Source organism: Sphaerisporangium corydalis (assembly GCF_025506355.1).
GTDB lineage: Bacteria > Actinomycetota > Actinomycetes > Streptosporangiales > Streptosporangiaceae > Sphaerisporangium > Sphaerisporangium corydalis.
In genome coordinates, this window is the sequence record NZ_JANZYP010000104.1 from 1 (window position 1) to 20,235 (window position 20,235).

Below are 20,235 nucleotides of genomic sequence, written 5' to 3' on the forward strand. Positions count from 1 at the left end.
CCCGCCCTTCCAAACCCGCCCCATCGCAACCCGGATCCCCCGGCCACAGACCCCCGCCCCGCGAGCCGTCCCAGCCCGGAGACCCGCGGCCTGGGTCCGCTGGGCGTGGGCATGCCTCACCAGGACCTTCGGGGTCGGGGGAACGGACGCCGTCCGGGACGGGGCGGGCTTCGCGATCGCATCCGCCGCGTACACCGGATGGGGCGGATGGAGTGAATGGACCGAACAAATCGGATTTGCCGGACTTCAGGAGGCTCTCACCTGGGAAAGCGGCTCGGCTGGTGGACGTGATGGCGGCCGAACGGGCCGCGCGGCTCGTCGGCCCGCTGTCGGCGGTGGCCGTCCGTGAGGTGCTGATCCGGGCCAAGCCCAAGGTGGCGGCGGCGATCCTGCTCGCGCTGCCGGGCATCACCGCGGCCTCGGTCCTCGCCGTCACCCCGTCCAGGATCGCCGGCGGCCTGCTGGACGAGATGGCGGTCAGGCCACGGGAGACCGCCTCGGTGTTGCGGATGCTGTCCGCCGCCCGCGCCGGCAAGGCGCTGGACTACATGCGTCTCGGCGAGTCCTCGGCCGTCCTCGGGACGCTGGCCCCCGCCGAGGCGGCGCGCATCCTCGCCCACGCCGACATCCGCACGGCCGCCGGGATCATCACCACCATGCCCCTGGCCTCGGCCGCCTCCCCCCTGGTCGGCGCGATGCCCATCGAGCGAGCCTGCCGCGTCCTCGTCTACGTACCGCCCGCCACCATCGCCGACCTGGTCAAGGCCTCCCCCACCCCCCGCGCCGACCACCTCCTGAACGGCCTCACCCCCCCAGCCCGCACCCAAGTCCTCCGCCACCTGACCAATCCCTAACCTCCCCCCATCCCGCGCGGCTCCACGACCCCTCCTCCATTACTCGCTCTCGTTGGGCATCCCGTACCGGCCTTCGGTCTGCGGAGGCGACAAATCGCGTTATTTATGGTTGAGGTGGTGAATTGCACTTAAGACGGCTTGGTTAATGCATGTCTGATGCATGTGCCGCGAACCGACTTCGCGTGAACTATAGTGTTTGCCGGAATCGCGATGATCGCTGACGGCAGAGGACCGATCAGGATGACCCGCCGATTCCCGGTTGCGGACGCCCGAAAAGACGCTCCGCTCACGGCGCGACCTGGCTCTCCAAGGCGCGATACCGATCGCGCACACACCTCCGGCGCCATGCGTAATTTGTAATATTTGCCGCATAAGCTCCACGATCATGCGCCGTCTTCTCCCGCTGCTGCTGGTCTGCGCGTTCGTGACCGCCTGTACGGCGGAGCCGCTGGACGACCCCATCCCCATGTCGGTGCCGCAGCAGCCGGTGTCGCCCTCTCCCTCCCCCACGCCCTCTCCCCCCTCCTCGCGCTCCCGCCTGGCCGCCCCGCCCTCGATACCGGCCCCGAAGATCGCGGACGGCGAGTACTTCCTCGGGCCGTACGGCCGGGAGGCGGCCGTCGCGAACCCGCTCTACGGCGCGCCCAAGGCCACGGCGAAATGCCCGCTCCCGGCGATCAAGGCGGGTAGCTGGGCGTCGATGAAGCACTACATGAAGAAGATCTCGTCCTGCCTGGACCGGATCTGGGCGCGCGAGTTCTGGCGGACACGGATCCGGTTCTCGCCGCCCAGGGCCAGGTTCGTCCAGCGCCGCACCGAAGACCGGGAGTGCGGGCTCATGCCCTCCAAGGGAGCCGACGGCACCTACTGCGACGAGACCAGGACGTACTACGTCATCGTCCGCCGCTCCGAGCTCCACTCCTGGGCGGTGCCCTGGATCGCGGAGGTGATCGCCCACGAGTACAGCCACCATCTCCAGGCCTTGGCGAACATCAGCGACTACGAGTGGGACGTGTACGACAACTCCGCCACGCGCAAGGCGGAGGACCTCGCGTCCAGGCGACTCGAGCTCCAGGCCGAGTGCCTGGCGGGCGTGGCGTTGCACGCGATGCGCGGCGAGCTACCCCCGTGGTGGCAGTTCCGGGAGACCTACCAGGGCACTCTCAACGGGCAATGGGTCCGTGACCACGGGCGGCTCTCCACCCAGCTCCGATGGCTGGAAAAGGGCTACCACTCCGGCAGACCCGGCTCCTGCGACACCTGGTCACCCCGCAAGAGCGCCGTCACCTGACACCGTCAGGGCCCCGGAGTGGTGCCTGCCGGGGTGGGGATGTCCACCGAAGGGGAGTTGGCCCCCGGGACGAGGAGCCTCGCCTGGCCGGTGCCGTCGGCGGGGACGGCCCACACGTCGTTGACACCGTCGCTGCGCTGCAACCCGTAGGCGACGTCGTGATCGTCCAGCCAGAGCGCCTGGTCGTCGACGCTGCGGCTCTCGGCCAGTGCGACCCTTCTCCCGCTCGCGAGGTCCAGCACCGACAACCGCCACCCCTTGGCGGGATCACCGCCGACGGCGGCCTTGAACGCGATGCGCGTACCGTCCGGGGACAGCGAGGGGCACTCGACCCCGTCGGCCACCGACCGGAGCGTCCGCGCGGTGAAATCGCCTTCGACCAGGTAGCGGTGCCCCGCGGAGGCCATCGTGGCGTAGAACCGGTTGTCGTCCCGGGTGAAGGTGACACCCCACACGTTGACGTCCGCCGCCCGGTACGGCCGGCCGTCGACGGTGACCGCGAACTCCTCCAGCGAGGCGGCCATCTTCCCGGTCCGGGTGTCGAGGATCCCCGCGCTCGTCGAGAACCCGTTCCCGGCGTACGAGTGGCCGTCGATGAACAGCGTCCAGGAGACCATCCGGCCGCTGTCCGACACGCGAAGCCGGTTGGGGAACCCGGTCAGCTTGATCGACCGCCGCTCCCGCAGGTCCCGGTCGAGGACGGCCAGCCGGGTGAGCCCCATCGGGTTCACCGGACGCAGGCAGCCGATGGTGCCGCCCGCGACGTAAGCACGGTCGCACCGCTGGGACGTGAGAACCCTCGGCCCGCCCGGATCCTGAAGCGACACGCCGGACAACACCCCATTACTGAGCACCCGAAGCCGACCCCCACCACTGCCCCCCGCCCCGCCGCTCCCTGCCGAGCTCGGCCCGGTTACCCCTGTGGACCCCGATCCGGTGACGACGCCCGGACTCGATCCAGAGCCCCTTGACGGAATCGGATCAGCAACCCCCGCCGGGCCCGATCCGGTGGCGCCCGCAGCGCCGGAACGGGCGTGGAGGACGTACCCGACGGCCACGGTGGCCAGCAGGGCCACCGACACCACCGCGATTACCACCCGCACCCGCAGGCTCAGCCCGCTCACCATCGCGAACCCGGCCCGGTCTCCCCGGAACCACGCGAAACCGGCCCGCGCACCCTCCACCCGGACGGGTCGGGCCCGCGCAGGTTGTGTCCCGCGTGGGCCGGGTCGTTCGGCCGGGTGTGGGGCACGGTCAGTGGCAGGTGGTGGTGCCGGTGTCGGTGAAGGTCTTGCCTGCCTGCGGTACGAACTGCCATGTGTAGCTGTTGGGGTGCAGGGTGAACTTCACCACGCCGAAGGTGCTGTTGTTACGGACCTCGCTGTTGGCCAGGATCGTGCCGAAGCTGTAGAGGTCGGCGCCGCCCGTCCCGATGACGAAGTGCCTGATGCCGCGCGTGTTGTCGAGTTGCCCGCCCGGGTTCAACGGAGCGAACCGCTCGTACTGGTGGTTGTGGCCCGTGACGATCACGTCGGCGTTGTTGTCGTACAGCGCCTGCACCAGGGGCGCCACCGTCGTGTCGGGCGCGTGGTTGGCGCCGGAGGTGAAGCGCGGATGGTGCCAGTAGGCGAACGTGCACGGCTTGGTGCTGGCCACCAGGTCGGAGCGCAACCACCGCTCCTGCGTGGACCCGGCGCTGCACGCCACCTCCGAGCAGTTGGAGTTCAGCGCCACCACGTGCCAGTTTCCGAGATCGTAGGAGTAGTAGCCCTTGGCCGGGTCACCGGCGGCCGAGCCGAAATAGGCGTAGTACGCGGAGGCGCCCGACGTGACGTACTCGTGGTTGCCCGGCACCGGGCGCGTGCGCGCCTTGTGGCGGCCCCAGGTGGGCGCGTAGTAGCTGGAGAAGTTCGAGGCCGACCCGTTCGGATAGGCGTCATCGCCCGCCGTGAACACCGTGCCCGGGATGCCGTCCAGCAGGTTGGCGGTCGCGGTGTCGCCGGAGGCGGAGCTGGCGATGTCGCCCGCGCCGACCAGCACCGGGTCACCCGGCGAGGTGGTGGGTGTGGGCGTCGGCGACGGGGAGGAACCGACCGTGATCACCAGTTGGGGGGCGGTGGTGCCGCTCTCGCGCGAGTCGAAGTCCGCGCCGTTGCCGCTGGAGGAGGTGACACCGATGCCGAAGGTGCCGTTGCCGGTGACGTAACCGCTCACGTCGACCTCGTACCAGCCGTTCCGCGCGACCGCGCCGAGCGAGCCGAGGGTCGCGCCGTCGATGGCGGGCTGGTTGCTCCAGGTCACGCCGGTCTCGGCCCAGCCGAGGGCGCTCATCGACCTGAACGTGCCACCGTTGTCGCTCTCCGAGCCGGAGACGTCGTCGGTGTGCACGCGCAGCCGCGCGCCCGTGACGGTCTCGGTCAGGCCGGAGACGTCGAACCTCAGGAACATGCGCTTGACCGGCGAGTTGTCCACGCCGAGCTGGCCGGACGTCCCGTAGTTGGTGTTGACGGCGGTGCTGTCGACGTAGGTGTCCGCGGCCGGCGTCACGGTGGTGGTCGCGGCCATCGCGACCGGGGTGTCACCCACCCCGACGGCGACCGTGACGGTGACCACGACGACGGCGGCGAGTGCGGCCGCGATGGCGGCCATGCGCCTGAACATCTGCCGAAGCCCTCCCATGCTCTGCGGTGGATCCGGGTTACTCGGACGCTAGCCGACCCTCCAGGAGAGGAGATGGCGAAAGGCGAATCACGCAAAGGCGACTCGATGAACTATCGAACACCACCCCCCACCCTGTCGAGCCTCCCCTCCCGCCAGCACCCCGACCTCCGACCCTGCGGCGAGGGGCGTTCCGGTCAGGGTGGCTGTGAGTGGTCAGTCGGGCCTCTTCTCGCGCCGGCACCCGACGTCCGACCCCGCGGCGAGGGTGTTCCCGGTCAGGGTGGCTGTGGGTCAGGGGTGTCCTGGGCGGTGGCGTGGACGCGTTGGGCGATGTCCGCCAGCTTCGTCGTGAACATCGCCTCCGGGTCAGGGGTGAAGGAGTGCAGGGCCACGAGCGCGGTCACCGCGACGTCGACCAGCTCCTCCGCGACGTCCTCCGCCGTGTGGGTGACACCCTTACGGGGATTCTGCCCGGCCATGCCGATGAGGGCCGCGGCCACCTCGCCCGCTTCCTCGGTCACCTTCAGCACCCGCATCGCGGCCTCCTGGTCGCCGGTCCCGTTGGCGGCGTCCAGCCAGCGGACGAGGGCGGCGAGCGTCGCCCACTGGTCACTCACCACGGCACCTCCGAATTACCCCACGCCATCTCAGGAGTGGTCCAGGACTCGACCGCACACATCCTGCCAGGCCAGGCCGACAATTTCCGGCCCCGGACCTTCTCCCGGCCGGCCCGAGGGGGTTCCTCCCGGTCGGTACGAGATCGTCCCCCACGGTCGGCACGAGGCGCTCCTCGCGGTCGGCACGAGGTGTTCCTCGCGGCCCGTACGAGGTGTTCCTCGCCGTCAGTCCGAGGGCGCCCCCTCCGATCGGAGGCGGAGGGCCGTGTAGAGGCGCAGGGGGGTGCCGCCGAAGCGGGGGGTCTGGAGTTCGCGGGTGAGGCGGAAGTGCCGTCGCAGGGCGGGCTGGAGCTTCTGGCGCCGGTCGGAGTACTGCTCGGGGCCCTCTCGGGTGGCCACGCGCAGGGCGAGGTTCCACAGCGGGGTGGCGCCCGGCGTGACGACCGCCAACGTGCCGCCGGGGGCCAGCACCCGGCGGATCTCCTGGCAGGCCGCGTCGATGGCCGGCACGTACTCCAGGGCGCTGACGGTGACCACGCAGTCGAAGAACCCGTCCTCGTAGGGCAGGGACTCCACGCCCGCCCGTGTCAGGGTGACCTTGACGTCGTGCCGGGCCAGGTCGGCGGCCACCTCGTCCGCCATGGGGTGGGGGTCGACGCCGTGCAGCACGTCGCAGTGCAGGGCGAGCTCGGGCAGGAAGACGCCGCTGCCGTAGCCGATCTCGAGCAGCCGGCCGAAACGCTCGCCGTCGAGCAGGCCGAGGATCATGCGGAACCTGAGCCGCTGGACGCGGCCGAGCAGCGGGCGGTAGTTCCAGCCCGGGTGGTCGACCGGGCTCGTGGGGCGCAACGCCGACTGCGGGAGCAACTTGAGCGGGCGTGTACGGGACATGGTCAGCTCCTCGGGGACTCGATGGACATGAGCAGTTCCTGGACGCGGTGGTCGGACATCCCCTGGGGGTCGAGGAAGGCGTATCCGTGCACGTTGGGACCGGCGGTGAAGGCCCAGTCGAGCCGCCACAACGCCGGTCCCCCGGCGGGCCACGAGGCCGGGTAGAGGGACGCGGCGGCGCGGCCCGCGTCGGTGAGCCGCGAGGGGAGCCCGCGCAGGTCCCCCATGGCGGCCGTGGTGTTGAAGTCGCCGGCCACCAGCAGCGGGTTGCCGTTGGCGCCGACGTCGGCGCCGAGTCCCCGGTACTGCGCCCGCCGGAGCGCGTCCCGGCCGCGCAGATCGGCGTAGAAGCGGGAGGTGAACGGGTTGTCGCCCACCTTGTACTGCGCGGGGATGTGCACGTTGTACACCGACAGGACGGACGCGCCGACGCGCAGGTCCGTCCGCAGGACCTTCGCCAGGTCGTACACCGACCGCCAGGGCGACGCCGGGCGCAGGGTCGCGGCCGGGCCGACCTTCGGGGCCGCCACGATGGGGAAGCGGGAGAGGGTGACGAGCTCGCCCTGGACCGCGATGTGGAACCCAGGGAACTCGCGGCGCATCGAAAACAGTTCGTCGATCGAGCGGGGCCCGCCGTCCTCCCAGTGGATGTACTCCTGCAGGACGTACACGTCGGCCCGCAGGGATCTCAGGTAGGCGTAGAAGCGCTCTGGTTGCTCCCCTTGCGTCCAGTACTCGGTGTTCCACGACACGACGCGCAGCGCCCCGGGCGGGACCGGCCCGCCGTCCCCGGACGGCCCCCCGAGGTTCAGACCGCCCTGACCCGCGCCCAGGACCAGCGCGGCGGCCACGGTGGCGCCGTACCCCCACCGGAACCTGCCGCCGCCCGGCCGCGCGGCGGCAGGACGGACGACGGTCACGACGATCGGAACGAGCAGGACGAGCGGGATCACCAGGTAGACCACCGGGGGCACCAGGTCGGGCAGCAACCAGAGCCAGAACCGCCCGGAGAGCAGGTGGTGCAGGACGACGAACACCGTCCAGGCCAGCGCGGCTCCGAGCGTGAGGTACGCCCGGACGGCCCGCCCACGAGCGCCCGGTACCCGAGCGTCCCGGCCACGGTCATCGGCTTCCCGAGCGTCCCGGCCACGGCCGTCGGCCTCCTGAACGACCCGGCCACGGCCACCGCCCTCCCGAGCGGCCCGGCCCCCGGCAGGCCGATCGGGCGGGACGCGATCACCAACGGCGCCGTTTGGGGGGCGGCGGGTGTCGTCGAGGGTCATGTGACGGTCACGGCGGGCGGGGTGTCGTAGATGCCGCGGAACCTGGCCGAGCCCAGCCACTGCAGCACACCCGCGATCACCGAGGCGGATATCACCAGGTTGACCAGAAAGTGCACGCCGACGAAGAAGACGCCGAACACCGGGCACCGCCGGGCGAACACGAACCGGTACATTCCCGCGTCGCAGGCCAGCGAGGTGACCAGGAGCAGCGCCGGAACAAGGGTCCACCACGGGCCGAACGCCGGCGGCAGCGGCAGCGTCGCCACCGCCAGCAGCGTCGCCAGCGAGCTCCAGGCCCGCGACGCCGTCTCGTACCCCTGCGCGAACCGGCGCTTCTTCGCGTACAGCGGGACGCGGAACCGGCCACGGTGGAAGAGCTTGCGCAGCAGCGGCCCGAGCTCGGCGTCGTGGTCCAGGCGGCCGTGGATCTCCGGCGTGCTCACGATCCGGTAGCGCTGGTTGACGCGGTGGCCGTAGTCGACCTCCTCGGTGTACCGCAGCATCAGGTTGAACGGCCCGATCTCGGCGAACACGTCCGCGCGCATGGCGAACATGGCCGACCACAGGAACGACACCTCCCCGGCGGAGTCGGTCGTCCAGTAGTGGTGCTGGAGCGCGCGGTAGTCCTCGACCCTGCTGTCCCGGAAGAGCGGGTCGGGGTCCTCGATGCCGCACACCGCGCCGATGCCCCGGTCGGCGGAGAGCATCTCCACCGCGCGTTCGACCGCGTCGGGCGCGAGGGCGATGTCGGAGTCGACGAAGAAGAGGATCTCGCCGTTCGCCCGCTCGGCGCCGGTGTTCCGCGCCACCGCGGACCCGCCGTTGACCGGGGTGCTCGTCACCTCGATCCCCATGGACTCGGCGACGCGCACCGAGCCGTCGGTGCTGCGGTCGTCCACCATCACGATCTCCAGCGCGGGGTAGGTCTGCTCCTGGACGGCGGCCAGGCACAACGGCAGGGACCTCTCGTGGTCGTAGTTGGGGATGATGACGCTGACCAGGGGTGCGCTCACGGTTGCCTACCTCGCTGCGGTGATCGGGTTCGCGGTGGTGTCCTGGGCCGGTGGGGACACGGTCACGGCCTGGAGGTGGTGGCTCGACATGCCCTCGGGGGAGCGCAGGTCGTACCGCTGGACGCCGACGCCCGGCGAGACCAGCGTCCAGTCCATCCGCCAGAGCCGCAGGCCGGCGAAGGTCAGCGTCGCCGGGTAGGGCGACGTGCCCGCGGTCCCCGCGTCCTCCAGGTGGCCGAGCCGGTCGAGGTCGCCCATGTGCGGCAGCACGTTGAGGTTGCCGGAGACCAGCTTCGGGTGGGGGTTGCCGCCGAGGTCGGCGGCCAGCTTGTCGAACTGGAGCTTTCTCTCGGCGTCCAGCAGGCGGATGGACCGGTAGAACTCCGAGCTCAGCGGGCTGTAGTACAGGTGGAACATGTCGTAGAAGTGCACGTTGTACATCGAGAGGACGTGCCCGCCGACCAGCAGGTCCGTGCGCAGCGCGCCGTGCTTCCACCCCTTCAGGAACGGGACGCCGGGCGGCGGCTGCGGGTTGGTCTCCAGGGGCGCCTGGGCCACGATGGGGTACCGCGAGATCGTGATCAGGCCTTCGACGGCCGCGAAGTGGTACCCGGGGAACTCCCGGCGCAGCCGGTCCTGGTCGTGGATCGGCCGCCGGGCCTCGGCGCCGCCGTCCACGCACTCCTGGAGCAGGTAGACGTCGGCGCGTTGCCCGGTCAGGTAGCGGTAGAAGTGGTCGGGGTCGTCGCCGTTGTTCCATTCGAGGGTGTCCCACGAGACGACGCGCAGCGCGCCGGGGGCCGCCGGCCCGCCGCCGGCCCAGAGCGCCCGCGGGTTCAGCCCCGCCTCGCCGGCGCCGAGCGCCAGGGCCGCCAGCGCGAGACTGAGCGCCCACCGTCCGCCCGCTGATGCGAGGACGGAGGCCCGGCGCATCCTGAGCAGCGCGACGGCGGCGAGGGCGAGCGGGAGCACCGCGAACATCAGCGGCGGCGTCGCCAGGTCGGGCAGGAGCCACACCCACGTCCGCCCGCTGAGCAGCCTGTGCAGGACGATCAGTGCCAGCTCGGCCGCCGCGAGGCCGACTAGGACCCGGTCCGTACGGGACAGGGACGTGCGGCCGAGCGCCACCATCAGCGGCACGGCGAGGGCCACGGGCGGCGCGGCGAGGAACAGCAGCAGGGGCAGCGAACCGCCCCACCACCAGAACCGGCCGGTGGCCACCCAGTTGACCAGGGCGAACAGCACCCAGGCGACGGGCGCGGCCAGCGCCGCCCACCCGGCCAGGCGTACGGCCCGCGCGGGGCCGGGAATGGCGGTCATGGGTCGCTCCTGGGCGGACGGTGGCCGGTGGGGAGGGCGGCGCGGCCGGTCCAGGCCAGCAGCCCGAGTACCGCGGCGGCGGACGCCATCTCGCCCACCGTGATCAGCACCCGGCTCAGGGCGACCAGGGTGACCAGGCCGGAGCCGGAAAGCTGGGTGGCCAGGGTGAGGCCGAGGACGAGTTCGCGTCCGCCCAGTCCGGACGGCATCACCATGGTGAAGATCCCGGCCACGGCGGCCAGCGCGAACCCGCCGATGCCCACCGTCATCGCCCCGCCTGCGGGCGCGCCGAGCGCGATGGCGAGCACGGCGATGTGCGTGCCGCTGACCAGCCAGCCGAGCGCCATGACCCCGGTGACCGCGAGCAGGGTACAGCGCCCGGGCAGGGCGGGGGGCGGGCCGCCGCGGCGCAGGAGCCGCTGGGCGATGCCGAGCGCCCTGGTCAGCAGTGCCGGCGCGGCCAGCGGGACCAGGGCGGCGGCGAGCAGCGGCGGGAGCGCCCACCAGATCGCGTCGGCCGCGACCAGCCAGGGCAGGGCGAGCAGTCCGACGGCGAGGCCGGAGACCACGCCGAGCCCCTGGGCGGCCACGAACGCCCCGGCGAGCCGGGCCGGCGGCTCGCCCAGCGTCCGGGCGGAGGCCGCGTGCGCCACGGCGGGCCACACGCCGCCGGGAAGGTAGCGGGTGAGCCCGGCCAGGAAGAAGACGCGCAGCGCGGCGGAGTGCGTCAGCCGGGTGCCGAGCGCGGCTAGCAGCATCCGCCAGCCGAAGAAGCCCGGCACCCCGCCGACCGCGGCGAGCGCCCCGGCGAGCAGGGCGCTCCCCCACCCCACCACCCGCAGGCTGGCGCCCAGCCCGGCTCTCACCCGCCACACCTGGTAGCCGAGGAATCCCAGCACCAGCAGGTAGCAGACGGCGCGCAGCCCGGCGAACACGCGCCGCCGGACCGGCGAGGCCGCGGGACCGGCGTGCGTCGCCGTCATGCGGGCGCCTTGCGGTACATGCGGCGGAACGACCGCGACACCAGCCACTGGGCGATGCCGGTGGCGGCCCCGGCGGCGATGGTCAGGTTCACCAGGAAGTGCGTGGCGACGAAGTACAGGCCGAAGACCGGCCCCCGCGCGCCGAACACGAACCGGTACATCCGCCGGTCGATGGCCAGCCAGGCGGCCAGTGTCATGATCGGCAGCACTACCGGCCACACGGCGCCGGCCAGCAGCGGCACGGGCAGGGTGGCCGCCGTCAGCGCGGCGGCCAGGCTCGCCCCGGCCTCCGGCGAGCCGACCACCCCGGCCGCGTACCGGCGTTGCAGGAAGAAGGGCACCTGCACGCGGGTCCGGGTGAAGACCTTCCACAGCGCGATGCCGAGCGTGGCGTCGTCGTCGTGGCGGCCGTGCACGGCCGAGGTCAGCCGCACCTCGTACCGGTCGGCCAGCCGCTCGCCCACGTCGGCGCCCTCGGACTGGGTGAGGTCGGGGTTCCAGGGCCCGACCTCGGCCCACACCGCGGCGGGCACGGCGATCATGGCGCTGGGCAGGAACCCGCTGATCGGCCCCTCCGACAGGCCGAGCCAGTAGTGCCGGAAGAGGTTGCGGTACTCCTTGATCAGTTTGTCGCGGATGAGCGGGACGGGATCGAAGTTGCCGCAGACCGCGCCGATCTTCGGGTCGGACCGCAGGATGGCGACGGCGGCGGCGACCGCGTCCGGGGCCAGGGCGACGTCGGAGTCGAGGAAGAACAGGATCTCGCCCCGGGCGTGCTCGGCGCCGATGTTCCTCGGGACCGAGGCCCCGCCGGTGTTGGCCGGCGTGCTGATCACGCGGACCCCCAGCGACTCCGCCACCTGGACCGAGTCGTCGGTGCTGCGGTCGTCCACGCAGATGATCTCCAGCGGGGTGTACGTCTGCTCCTTGAGCGCGCGCAGGCAGAGCCCGAGCACGTGCCCGTAGTTGTAGTTGGGGACGATGGCGGTGACGAGGGGCCGCGGGTCCATGGCTCAGCCTTCCGAGGGATCGATCGAGCGCCGGGCCGCCGGGCGCCCGGACGGCCCGAAGGAGGAGTCGGCCGCCGCCCGCACCCATCCCGTGGCGGCCCCGGCGAGCAGCGCCACGTGGACCAGGAAGTGCACGGCGGTGAAGAAGACCAGGAACCCCGGCCCCCTCTCCCGCAGCACGAGGCGGGACAGCGGCGGGTCGGCGACCGCGAACAGGACGAACAGGGCGGCCGGCAGCGGCAGCAGCGGCGGCCAGGCCGGCCCGATCGGGAGCGTGGCCAAGGTGAGCGCGGCGGCGAGCACCCCGGTCATCCGGTTGATCTTCAGGGCGCCCCTGCGCATCCGGTTGCGCGCGGCGAAGGGCATCAGCTGGGCGCGGCGGTACTGCTCGGCGAGCAGGGACACCAGCCGGTCGGCGTCGTCGTGCCGGCCGGAGACGGCGTCGGTGAGCCGGATGCGGTACGCCGCGAGCAGGCGCTCGCTGTAGTCGTCGTCCTCGGCGCTGCGCAGATTCTCGTCGAACGGCCCCACATCGTCGAACACCCGCCGTGGCACGGCGGCCAGCGCGAAGATCGCGCTCTTGGTCAGGCCCACGCCCCGGGTGAGGGCGGAGTGCAGGTGCAGGATCCGGTACGCCTCCACGGGGCCGTCGTCCACGAGCGGCACCTTGTCGTACACGCCGTACACGCACCCGCACCCGGGGTCGGCCCGCAGCAGCCGGACGGCGTTGCCCACCGCGTCGGGGGCGAGGCCGACATCGGAGTCGAGGAAGAACAGGATCTCGCCGGCGCTCGCGGCCACCCCCGCGTTGCGCGCCGCCGAGGGCCCGCCGTTGCGCGGACGCTCGACGAGCGCGCAGGGATGCTCGCGGGCGATCGCGCGGGACCGGTCGGTGCTGGCGTCGTCGACGACGATCACCTCGATCGGGCCGTACGTCTGGTTCAGTGCCGAAGCGAGGCACGCCCGCAACGTCTTCTCCGCGTTGTGGACCGGCACGATGACAGACACCAAAGCGGACGATCGGGACACGATTCACCTTTCATGGCAGGATCGCGTGGGCCAGGACGGGATAGTGGGTGAGGACGAGCGTGGCGGCGAGCACGGCCATCCACAGCGCGCAGACGCCCACCATGACGCGGTCGTGCAGCAGGACCCGCACGGGATCGGTGCCGCCCTGCCCCGCGAGCTGGATCTGCAGGTAGCGGAACAGGGCGAACAAGGCGAACGGCGTGGACAGCACCATCGCCGTCCCGCCGTGGTCGGGGCCGAAGGGCGCCTCGGTGTTCAGGTAGATCAGGCCGGCGACCAGCGCGAGCACCGCGGTGATCTGCAGCAGGGCGTTGGCGAGCTCCACCGAGTAGCCGGCCAGCGCCGGCCGGTGCGCGGCGCCCACCTCCAGCAGTTCCTGCCGCCTCTTGCCGATGAGCAGCAGCAGGGACACCGAGAACACCGTGACCAGCAGCCAGCCGGCCACCCGCTCCCCGGTGGCGATGTACCCCTGGACGACCCTGAGCACGAAGCCGAGCGCCACGGTCACCACGTCCACCAGCGGGATGTGCTTGAGCACGCGGCTGTAGGCCACGTTCAGCGCCAGGTACACCGGGACCGGCCAGTACGTCCCCTGGCCCGTGCCGACCACGGCGGCCAGCAGGCCGAGCAGGGCGGCGCAGTACACGTAACCGCCCCAGACCGGCACCCGGCCCGCGGCGATCGGGCGGTGGCACTTGACGGGATGGCGCCGGTCGCGGTGCCGGTCGGCGATGTCGTTGCCGACGTAGACGGCGGCGGAGGCCAGGATGAACGCGAGCGCGGCCCACGCGACCCCGCCGACCGCCGCGAGGGTCCAGGGGGAGGCGCCGATGAGCGCGACCGGCATGAGGAGAAGCGCCTTGGCCGAGTGCAGGGGCCGCACCAGGCGTACCAGGTCCACGACCAGGGCCGGCCGGTCCGCCGCGGCCAGGCCAGGCGGCGGATCCTGACGCAGCGGCCCTCCGTGCGCACCGGCCGATTCGGCGACGTACATCTCTCCACCTCCAGCCCGGCTCAGAAGAAGACCTTGGCCAGCGACAGCGCGCCCTGCCGCCACGCGTCGCCGCTGGTACGGCCGGTGGCCCGGGGCGAGCGGTCCGCCCGCTGCCGCCGCCACCACTCGTAGGTGCGCAGGATGGCGTCCCTGTTGGACAGCTTGGGCCGGAAGCCGAGCCGGTCCCGGATCTTGTCGATGCCGACGTAGGAGTCGGCGCGCAGCTTGTACAGCAGCCGGCCGTACACCGGGGAGAGCCCGCTGCGCTCCAGCAAGCGGAGACCGGTGAGCGCCGGGCGCGCGGGCAGCGAGACGATGCGCCTGCCGTGCCCGGCGGCGTCGAGCACCGCCTGGAAGTCCTCCCGCAGCGTGCCGAACTCGGCGGCGGCCACGTTGTAGGTGTCGTTGGCGACCTCCGCGGGGGCCGCCAGGACGTCCGCGACGGCCGCCACCAGGTCCTCGACGGCCAGCATCTGGATGCGCACGTCCCCGCTGCCGAGGACGGGGAAGTTCCGGCCCTCCTCGGCCCACTGGAAGAGCATCGCGAACAGGCCCATCCGGCCGGGGCCGAGGAAGGTCTTGGGGCGCAGGATCGGCACGCACATGCCGTCCGCCCGGAACTTCTCGGCCACCTCCTCCGCCTCCGCCTTGGCGCGCGAGTACGCGTCCACGGGTTCGCGCGGGTGGTGCTCGGGGGTGGGGACCACGGCGGGCAGGCCGTACACGGCGGTGGAGGAGACGTGGACGACGCGCGGCACACCGGCCCGGCGGCCCGCGGCGAGGAGACTGCGGGTGCCGCCGACGATCACCTCGCGGATCTGGTCGGCCGGGTAGCTCGGCAGCGCGCCGGCGCAGTGCACGACCGCGTCCGCCCCGGCCATCGCCTCGTCCATCAGCGAGGTGTCCCTGATGTCCCCCACGCGGTACGGCCACGCGGGCGCCGGGCCGGCCGGCGGGCGCAGGTCCACGCCCAGGACTTCGTACCCCGCGAGCGCGGCGTGCCGGGCCAGCGTGCTCCCGAGCATCCCGCTGCTGCCCGTCACTACGACCCGGACGGCCATCGCGGCGCCACCTTCTCCCGTACGAAGCGGCTGACCAGCCGGGTGAGTCCTTTGGCCAGGGTCTGGTCGAGGGCGTCCAGGAAGTACTCGACGTCGGCGGGCTCGGCCACCGCGGCGGGGGCCGCGACGAGGGGGTTGCGGCCGTTGAGGGTGTAGTAGGTGTAGATGTCGTGGTCGCGGTAGAGGGCGTCGACGACCGCGCAGGTGATCAGCTTGATCCGGAAGTTGGGGTCGCGGGCCAGGCCGGCCGGGGCGATCCTCGCCACCAGGTCCAGGATCTTCGGCCCGCCGTCCAGGAAGATCCCGTACAGCGCGCCGGCGCCGCGCACCTCGGCGACCGCTTCGGGATGTTCCTTGCGGATGCGGTCCAGACCGGGAGCGAGCACGCGTTCTATCTCGCGCGCACGGGCGGGGTAGTCGTCCTCGACGGCGATGTTCACCGCCTCGATGGCCGTAGCGGTCTCCTCCCCGAACCCGTAGTAGGTCGTGCTGGTGCTGTGCAGAAGGGAGTCGGTGAGGTTGTCGTACGCCTTGCGGAAGACCGGCTCCCTGGCGACGAAGGCGGAGATGGACGACTTGCCGCCGCCGAAGGTCTTGGACGTGGTCACCACGTCGGGGACGAGGCCGGGGTGGCGGGTGAAGTAGAACAGGCTGCCGGTCTTGCCCCAGCCGGTGTAGATCTCGTCGAAGACCAGCACGATGTCCTCGGCGTCGCAGATCTCGCGCAGCCCGCGCAGGAACTCCTCCGAGCAGAAGCGCATGGTGGACGCGCTGAACGGCTCGACGAGGATCGCGTACACGTCGCACCGGCCGTCCGGACGGCGCGCGGCGGCGACCGCCTCGCGCACGGACGCCAGGTCGTCGTAGGTGAAGACGCCGATGCCGGGGATCGTGGGAAAACCGAAACGGTTCTGCCCGGCGGCCGTCAGACCACCGGATCCGAGCAGTTTCCCGTGGAATGCGATGTCGGACCTGAGTATCCGGTGCCGCTTACCCTTGTGATACTTGTACGCCAATTTGACGGCGCCCTCCACCGCCTCCGCGCCGGAATTCGGGAAGAACGACATGTTCAAATCCCCGGGCAGCAATTGAGCGAGATTGTGGCCGAGCGCGGCTACGTACGGTGAGAAGTACGTCTTGTGCACCTCCATCCGCCGCCTCTCCTGGAACCGCCGGCGGGCGGCCAGGATGCGCGGATGGTTGTGGCCGTGGTTGAGTACGCCGACCCCTCCGGTGAAGTCGAGGATCCTGCGGCCGTCGCGGGTCCAGATCCACATGCCCTCAGCGCGTTCGACCAGTTCACGGCCGAATCCGAAGGAGGTCATCAGGGAGACCTGGCTGCGGCTGACGTACTTGCCGTACATGTCGTGGACCTGCTGTGCGGTCAGGCTTTCGCACTCGTCGATGCCAATCAGCTCGGGCACGCATGCCTTCCTTCCATTGCGCGGGCGGCCATGGCTCGCGTGGTGGCAAGGGGTGAGCCCTTAACGGGGAGTGGCGGGTTTTCGCGTCCGTGAAGGGCAGCACAACAGTAGGTATGACTGCGTGAAATCACGTAGCACAAACCACACATTTCATCATTTTTCACGAATTGCCGTAAATTGTCGGTATGGGGGGCCGCCGAAAACTTCGATGGGTTCGTGACCATCCACAACCGGACACCAGAAACCCGAGTTTCGGACTTTTCTGGGCATAAGGCGGCATATGCGGATCAGTTAGTCGGTACTATCCTTGGCGGCCTACGTCCCTGACTGACGGGGAGGCCTGGCATGGGAGACTTCTTCCACCTGCTGCGAACCCGGGTGGACGCCAACGCCCGCCGCGCGGCCGACGTCTACGAACGCGAACTGGCCGACTTCCGAATGATCTCCAGCGGCCCCCGGGGCGGCACCTCGCTCCTGGAGTTCGCGGTGGTCCTGCGCCGCCGCACGTTCGAACTCGCCGAGGACAACCAGCCCTTCAGCGCGGAGGACCTCGCGTACATCGCGGCGGTCGGCAAGGAACGCGGCGAGAAAGGGGTGTCCCTCACCTCGCACCGGCAGGTCCTCGTCCTGCACTCCACCCTCACCCTGCACGAGATCCACGACGCCGCCGGCACCAACGACCTCGACGCCCTGATGCTCATGCTCGGCTGGCTCGCCCCGCAGGGACTCAACGCCCAGAATGCCTACACCCGCGGCTACATGGAGGGCCAGGAACGCTTCCTGCCGCTCGTCACCCGCGTCCAGCTGCTCGCCAAAATGCTGCTCGCCAACGACCCCGCGGCGCCCGAACTCGCCAGGAACCTCGGCATGCCCGTCCCCGAACGGTACGTCGTGACCGTCGTCCGGATCGCGGGACGGCCGTTCCGCTGGATGGACCGGCTGCGGGACGAGGTCATCGAGATCCTGATCGACGGCGACCGGATGCCGCTCGCCTGGCCGGCACCCGAGGAGTTCGTCGGCCTGGTGCCCGACACCGACGGCGTCCCCGCGGCGGCCGAGCACCGCGCGCTCACCCTGGCGCACGACTTCGCCGAGACGATCGGCCGGCCGTGCTCGGTCGGCACGGCAACGGCCCGCGTCCACGCCCTGGCCGGCGCGCTCACCCTGGCCCGGCAGGTCAGCCAGATGGCGCCCATCGAGCCCGTACCGCGCCGCGTGTACGCCCTCGCCGACGTCTTCGTCGAACTCGGCACCGCGCAACTGCCCCAGATCGACGAGTGGCTGCGCGGCGTGGCCGAACGCCTCTCCAACGGCCCCGACCTCGTCACCACCCTGGACGTCTACTACGGCTGCGACATGAACCGCCTGCGCGCCGCCGCCTCACTGCACATCCACCCACGCACCCTGGACTACCGCCTCCAGCGCGTCCGCGAACTCACCGACCTGAACCCCGGCTCCACCCGCGGCATCCGCGTCCTCAACACCGTCGTAGCCCGCGTCCTCGCCGGCGCCTGGTCCCCCTTGAACTGACCACCTGCGATAAAACAGCCTCATGAACAACCGCCCCCCAGCGGACCGCCCCGCCTCGGACCTTCCGGCCTCGGACCTTCCGGCCTCAGCCCCTCCGGCCTCTGACCCTCCTACCCGGATCCGCACTCCTGCGGAGCGTCTCACCGAGGTCATCAAGGGGAACCGGGCTCCCGGCCTTCACGGGGTCGTCGCCGTCCAGCGCGGCCAAGTGATCCTCGAACACTACGGCGAGGGCGAAGACTTCAAGCTGAACGAACCCCTCGGCCACGTGCGCTTCACCCCCGGCACCCTGCACGACATGCGCTCGGTCACCAAGAGCGTCGTCGGCCTCCTGTACGGCATCGCCCTGGCCGACGGGCACGTACCCGAACCGCACGAAACGCTGCTCCCGTACTTCCCTGAGTATCCGGACCTCGCGGCCGACCCCCGGCGCGCCGCGCTGACCGTCGAGCACGCGCTCACCATGACACTCGGCCTGGATTGGAACGAGGACGTCCCCTACACCAGCGCCGCCAACAGCGAGATCGCGATGGAACTCGCCCCCGACCGCTACCGCTACATCCTGGAACAGCGGATCGTGGCGGAGCCCGGCGTCCGCTGGAGTTACTGCGGAGGCGCATCGGCGCTGCTCGCGCGCCTCATCGAGAAGGGCACCGGCCTGCCCCTGGAGGAATACGCCCGCGCCGGCCTGTTCGACCCCCTCGGCATCACATCCTGGGAATGGTCCACCGGCGCCGACGACCGCGCCCTGGCGGCCTCCGGCCTCCGCCTGACCCCCCGCGATCTCCTGGCGATCGGCCTTCTCGTCCTGGACGAAGGGCGTGACCTCGTCCCCACATCCTGGCTGACGGCCGCACTCCACCCCCACGTGCGCATCGACGAGGGCTTCCACTACGGCTACCAGTGGTACACGGGCGACACCTGGACAGGCGCCTTCGGCAACGGCGGCCAGCGGCTCTACATCGCCCCCGCACTAAACCTCGTGGTCGCCATAACCGCCGGCCAGTACAACATCCCCGACCAGCCAACCGCCACAACCGTACTCAACGAAGTGATCCTCCCACCCCTCCACCCCACCCCGTAGGAATCCTCCTACCCACACCTCACCGAGCCGAGCGCCAGCACGAACACCACAGCCGAGGCGTGAACACCACCCGGAGCAAGCCCACACCATGACCGGACCAGAGATGGCCGGGACCACCCACCACCATCGACTGGAGAGAACATGACCACCGTCATCGACAAAGTCGCCTGGATTCACCTTCACGACGGGAAGATCCTCAGCACCCGATCACGCGGCAAGGACGTCTATTACCTTCCCGGCGGCAAACGGGAACCCGGCGAAACCGACCTCGACACCCTCATCCGAGAAATCGACGAAGAACTCGCCGTCACCATCATCCCGGCAGGCGCGACCCACATCGGCACCTTCCACGCCCAAGCCCACGGCCACACCGACGGCATCACGGTCCAAATGACCTGCTACACCGCCGACCACCAAGGAACCCCCACCCCCAGCAGCGAGATCGAAGAAGTAACCTGGCTCACCTACGCCGACCGCCCCCGCGTATCCCCCGTAGACCAAACCATCTTCGACCACCTCCACCACTCCGGCCACCTAACCTGACACCACCAGCCGACGGCCACCCCAAGGGCTATCTCCCCTACCTACGTGCTCCACCTCAATGAACAGAGACGGCGTACCCGGCTGGGGAGGATTGTCCAGTAAGCCAGATCGGGTGACCGAGTAGGCAGCCCAGTAGGCGAGACGGCACCCCAGTGGATCGATACGCACCTACTCCGGCAACCTGGCCAGCTCAGCACGAATCCGGGCCGCCAGGTCAGCCGCCTCCTCCGGAGTCCGTTCGATGATCCCGTTCTCCGCCATGAGCGCGTGGTACTGCTGCCGCTCGTACGGCACCCCAGGAGGCAGCGCCACGATGTGCCAGTGCAAATGGGAGTTGCCCCGCTGACTGCCCAGCGACAACACGTAGGTTCGCTCGCACGGCACCGCCGCTTCGACGGCCAAGGCGATCTTGCGAATCCTGCGCATCAGGTCGAGGAACCTCTCCTCGTCCAGATCACGGACCACATGCTCAACATGAGCCTTGGGCGCGACCAGCACATAGCCAGGCAGGGTGGCATAGTGAACCGCGCCGGGATTGATGGAGACTTCATCGGTTGGAAAGGATGGAGTCCATGTCAGGTCGATCCAGTTCCCCTCACCCTGCCCAGCGTCGCTATCCACCGGAGCTGAAGGAACGGGGGGTGCGG

General features: G+C 70.8%; 20 protein-coding genes. 6 read left to right on the top strand and 14 right to left on the bottom strand.

Annotation, left to right across the window (positions count from 1 at the left end):
• Nucleotides 1-290: 290 nt before the first annotated feature.
• Nucleotides 291-854: a magnesium and cobalt transport protein CorA gene (locus NYZ98_RS39675; protein ID WP_262850419.1), complete on the top strand. Its 564-nt coding sequence runs from the start codon at nt 291-293 to the stop codon at nt 852-854.
• Between the two features lie 385 nt (nt 855-1,239).
• Nucleotides 1,240-2,145, top strand: coding sequence for a neutral zinc metallopeptidase (locus NYZ98_RS39680; protein WP_262850421.1), 906 nt, complete (start codon nt 1,240-1,242; stop codon nt 2,143-2,145).
• A 5-nt stretch (nt 2,146-2,150) separates the two neighbouring features.
• Here the strand turns inward: NYZ98_RS39680 and NYZ98_RS39685 are convergent, their stop codons facing one another.
• From NYZ98_RS39685 to NYZ98_RS39705, 5 genes are all read right to left on the bottom strand, one after another.
• The gene (locus NYZ98_RS39685) at nt 2,151-2,972 is read right to left on the bottom strand and encodes a TolB family protein (protein ID WP_262850426.1); all 822 of its coding nucleotides are present in this window, start codon (nt 2,970-2,972) and stop codon (nt 2,151-2,153) included.
• 427 nt (nt 2,973-3,399) lie between these two features.
• A complete protein-coding gene (locus tag NYZ98_RS39690; protein ID WP_262850428.1) occupies nt 3,400-4,794 on the bottom strand; it encodes a CBM96 family carbohydrate-binding protein in 1,395 nt (464 codons plus the stop codon).
• Nucleotides 4,795-5,081: 287 nt separating this feature from the next.
• On the bottom strand, nt 5,082-5,423 hold the full coding sequence (locus tag NYZ98_RS39695) for a MazG-like family protein (protein ID WP_262850430.1): 342 nt from the start codon (nt 5,421-5,423) through the stop codon (nt 5,082-5,084).
• 225 nt (nt 5,424-5,648) lie between these two features.
• Nucleotides 5,649-6,314 (bottom strand): class I SAM-dependent methyltransferase, encoded by a 666-nt coding sequence (locus NYZ98_RS39700; RefSeq protein ID WP_262850432.1) that lies wholly within the window; start codon nt 6,312-6,314, stop codon nt 5,649-5,651.
• Between the two features lie 2 nt (nt 6,315-6,316).
• Nucleotides 6,317-7,351, bottom strand: a complete 1,035-nt coding sequence (locus NYZ98_RS39705) for an endonuclease/exonuclease/phosphatase family protein (protein WP_262850434.1) — start codon at nt 7,349-7,351, stop codon at nt 6,317-6,319.
• On the opposite strand from NYZ98_RS39705, the gene NYZ98_RS39710 reads away from it, so the two are divergent.
• On the top strand, nt 7,331-7,627 hold the full coding sequence (locus NYZ98_RS39710; protein WP_262850436.1) for a hypothetical protein: 297 nt from the start codon (nt 7,331-7,333) through the stop codon (nt 7,625-7,627). The genes NYZ98_RS39705 and NYZ98_RS39710 overlap by 21 nt on opposite strands.
• Here the strand turns inward: NYZ98_RS39710 and NYZ98_RS39715 are convergent.
• The 8 genes from NYZ98_RS39715 to NYZ98_RS39750 are packed head-to-tail and all read right to left on the bottom strand — an operon-like array spanning nt 7,594 to nt 16,431.
• A complete protein-coding gene (locus NYZ98_RS39715) occupies nt 7,594-8,610 on the bottom strand; it encodes a glycosyltransferase family 2 protein (RefSeq protein WP_262850438.1) in 1,017 nt (338 codons plus the stop codon). The two genes, NYZ98_RS39710 and NYZ98_RS39715, sit on opposite strands and share 34 nt — an antisense overlap.
• 6 nt (nt 8,611-8,616) lie before the next feature.
• Nucleotides 8,617-9,930 (bottom strand): endonuclease/exonuclease/phosphatase family protein, encoded by a 1,314-nt coding sequence (locus NYZ98_RS39720; protein WP_262850440.1) that lies wholly within the window; start codon nt 9,928-9,930, stop codon nt 8,617-8,619.
• A complete protein-coding gene (locus NYZ98_RS39725) occupies nt 9,927-10,913 on the bottom strand; it encodes a hypothetical protein (RefSeq protein ID WP_262850442.1) in 987 nt (328 codons plus the stop codon). The genes NYZ98_RS39720 and NYZ98_RS39725 overlap by 4 nt, the downstream gene beginning before the upstream one ends.
• Nucleotides 10,910-11,923, bottom strand: a complete 1,014-nt coding sequence (locus NYZ98_RS39730) for a glycosyltransferase family 2 protein (RefSeq protein WP_262850443.1) — start codon at nt 11,921-11,923, stop codon at nt 10,910-10,912. Before NYZ98_RS39730 ends, NYZ98_RS39725 begins: the two co-directional genes overlap by 4 nt.
• A 3-nt stretch (nt 11,924-11,926) precedes the next feature.
• On the bottom strand, nt 11,927-12,931 hold the full coding sequence (locus NYZ98_RS39735) for a glycosyltransferase family 2 protein (protein ID WP_262850444.1): 1,005 nt from the start codon (nt 12,929-12,931) through the stop codon (nt 11,927-11,929).
• A 31-nt stretch (nt 12,932-12,962) separates the two neighbouring features.
• Nucleotides 12,963-13,946, bottom strand: coding sequence for a UbiA prenyltransferase family protein (locus tag NYZ98_RS39740; RefSeq protein ID WP_262850446.1), 984 nt, complete (start codon nt 13,944-13,946; stop codon nt 12,963-12,965).
• Nucleotides 13,947-13,966: 20 nt separating this feature from the next.
• Nucleotides 13,967-15,007 (bottom strand): NAD-dependent epimerase/dehydratase family protein, encoded by a 1,041-nt coding sequence (locus NYZ98_RS39745; protein ID WP_262850448.1) that lies wholly within the window; start codon nt 15,005-15,007, stop codon nt 13,967-13,969.
• A complete protein-coding gene (locus tag NYZ98_RS39750) occupies nt 14,989-16,431 on the bottom strand; it encodes an aspartate aminotransferase family protein (RefSeq protein ID WP_262850450.1) in 1,443 nt (480 codons plus the stop codon). The genes NYZ98_RS39745 and NYZ98_RS39750 overlap by 19 nt, the downstream gene beginning before the upstream one ends.
• Before the next feature lie 345 nt (nt 16,432-16,776).
• Between NYZ98_RS39750 and NYZ98_RS39755 the strand changes: the two genes are divergently transcribed.
• From NYZ98_RS39755 to NYZ98_RS39765, 3 genes are all read left to right on the top strand, one after another.
• Nucleotides 16,777-17,961 (top strand): PucR family transcriptional regulator, encoded by a 1,185-nt coding sequence (locus tag NYZ98_RS39755; RefSeq protein WP_262850452.1) that lies wholly within the window; start codon nt 16,777-16,779, stop codon nt 17,959-17,961.
• A 151-nt stretch (nt 17,962-18,112) separates the two neighbouring features.
• Nucleotides 18,113-19,045 (top strand): serine hydrolase domain-containing protein, encoded by a 933-nt coding sequence (locus tag NYZ98_RS39760; protein ID WP_262850456.1) that lies wholly within the window; start codon nt 18,113-18,115, stop codon nt 19,043-19,045.
• 141 nt (nt 19,046-19,186) lie between these two features.
• Entirely contained in the window at nt 19,187-19,588 is a 402-nt protein-coding gene (locus NYZ98_RS39765; RefSeq protein ID WP_262850454.1) for an NUDIX hydrolase, read from the top strand.
• 168 nt (nt 19,589-19,756) lie between these two features.
• On the opposite strand, the gene NYZ98_RS39770 is transcribed toward NYZ98_RS39765, so the two are convergent.
• A partial coding sequence (locus tag NYZ98_RS39770) for an HIT family protein (RefSeq protein WP_316249658.1) occupies nt 19,757-20,235 on the bottom strand: 479 nt, incomplete at its 5' end.

Coding starts and splice junctions, on each gene's coding strand:
- NYZ98_RS39675 (WP_262850419.1), top strand. CDS start 291: ATGGCGGCCGAACGGGCCGCGCGGCTCGTCGGCCCGCTGTCGGCGGTG.
- NYZ98_RS39680 (WP_262850421.1), top strand. CDS start 1,240: ATGCGCCGTCTTCTCCCGCTGCTGCTGGTCTGCGCGTTCGTGACCGCC.
- NYZ98_RS39690 (WP_262850428.1), bottom strand. CDS start 4,794: ATGGCCGCCATCGCGGCCGCACTCGCCGCCGTCGTCGTGGTCACCGTC.
- NYZ98_RS39700 (WP_262850432.1), bottom strand. CDS start 6,314: ATGTCCCGTACACGCCCGCTCAAGTTGCTCCCGCAGTCGGCGTTGCGC.
- NYZ98_RS39720 (WP_262850440.1), bottom strand. CDS start 9,930: ATGACCGCCATTCCCGGCCCCGCGCGGGCCGTACGCCTGGCCGGGTGG.
- NYZ98_RS39725 (WP_262850442.1), bottom strand. CDS start 10,913: ATGACGGCGACGCACGCCGGTCCCGCGGCCTCGCCGGTCCGGCGGCGC.
- NYZ98_RS39730 (WP_262850443.1), bottom strand. CDS start 11,923: ATGGACCCGCGGCCCCTCGTCACCGCCATCGTCCCCAACTACAACTAC.
- NYZ98_RS39740 (WP_262850446.1), bottom strand. CDS start 13,946: ATGTACGTCGCCGAATCGGCCGGTGCGCACGGAGGGCCGCTGCGTCAG.
- NYZ98_RS39745 (WP_262850448.1), bottom strand. CDS start 15,007: ATGGCCGTCCGGGTCGTAGTGACGGGCAGCAGCGGGATGCTCGGGAGC.
- NYZ98_RS39755 (WP_262850452.1), top strand. CDS start 16,777: ATGGGAGACTTCTTCCACCTGCTGCGAACCCGGGTGGACGCCAACGCC.
- NYZ98_RS39765 (WP_262850454.1), top strand. CDS start 19,187: ATGACCACCGTCATCGACAAAGTCGCCTGGATTCACCTTCACGACGGG.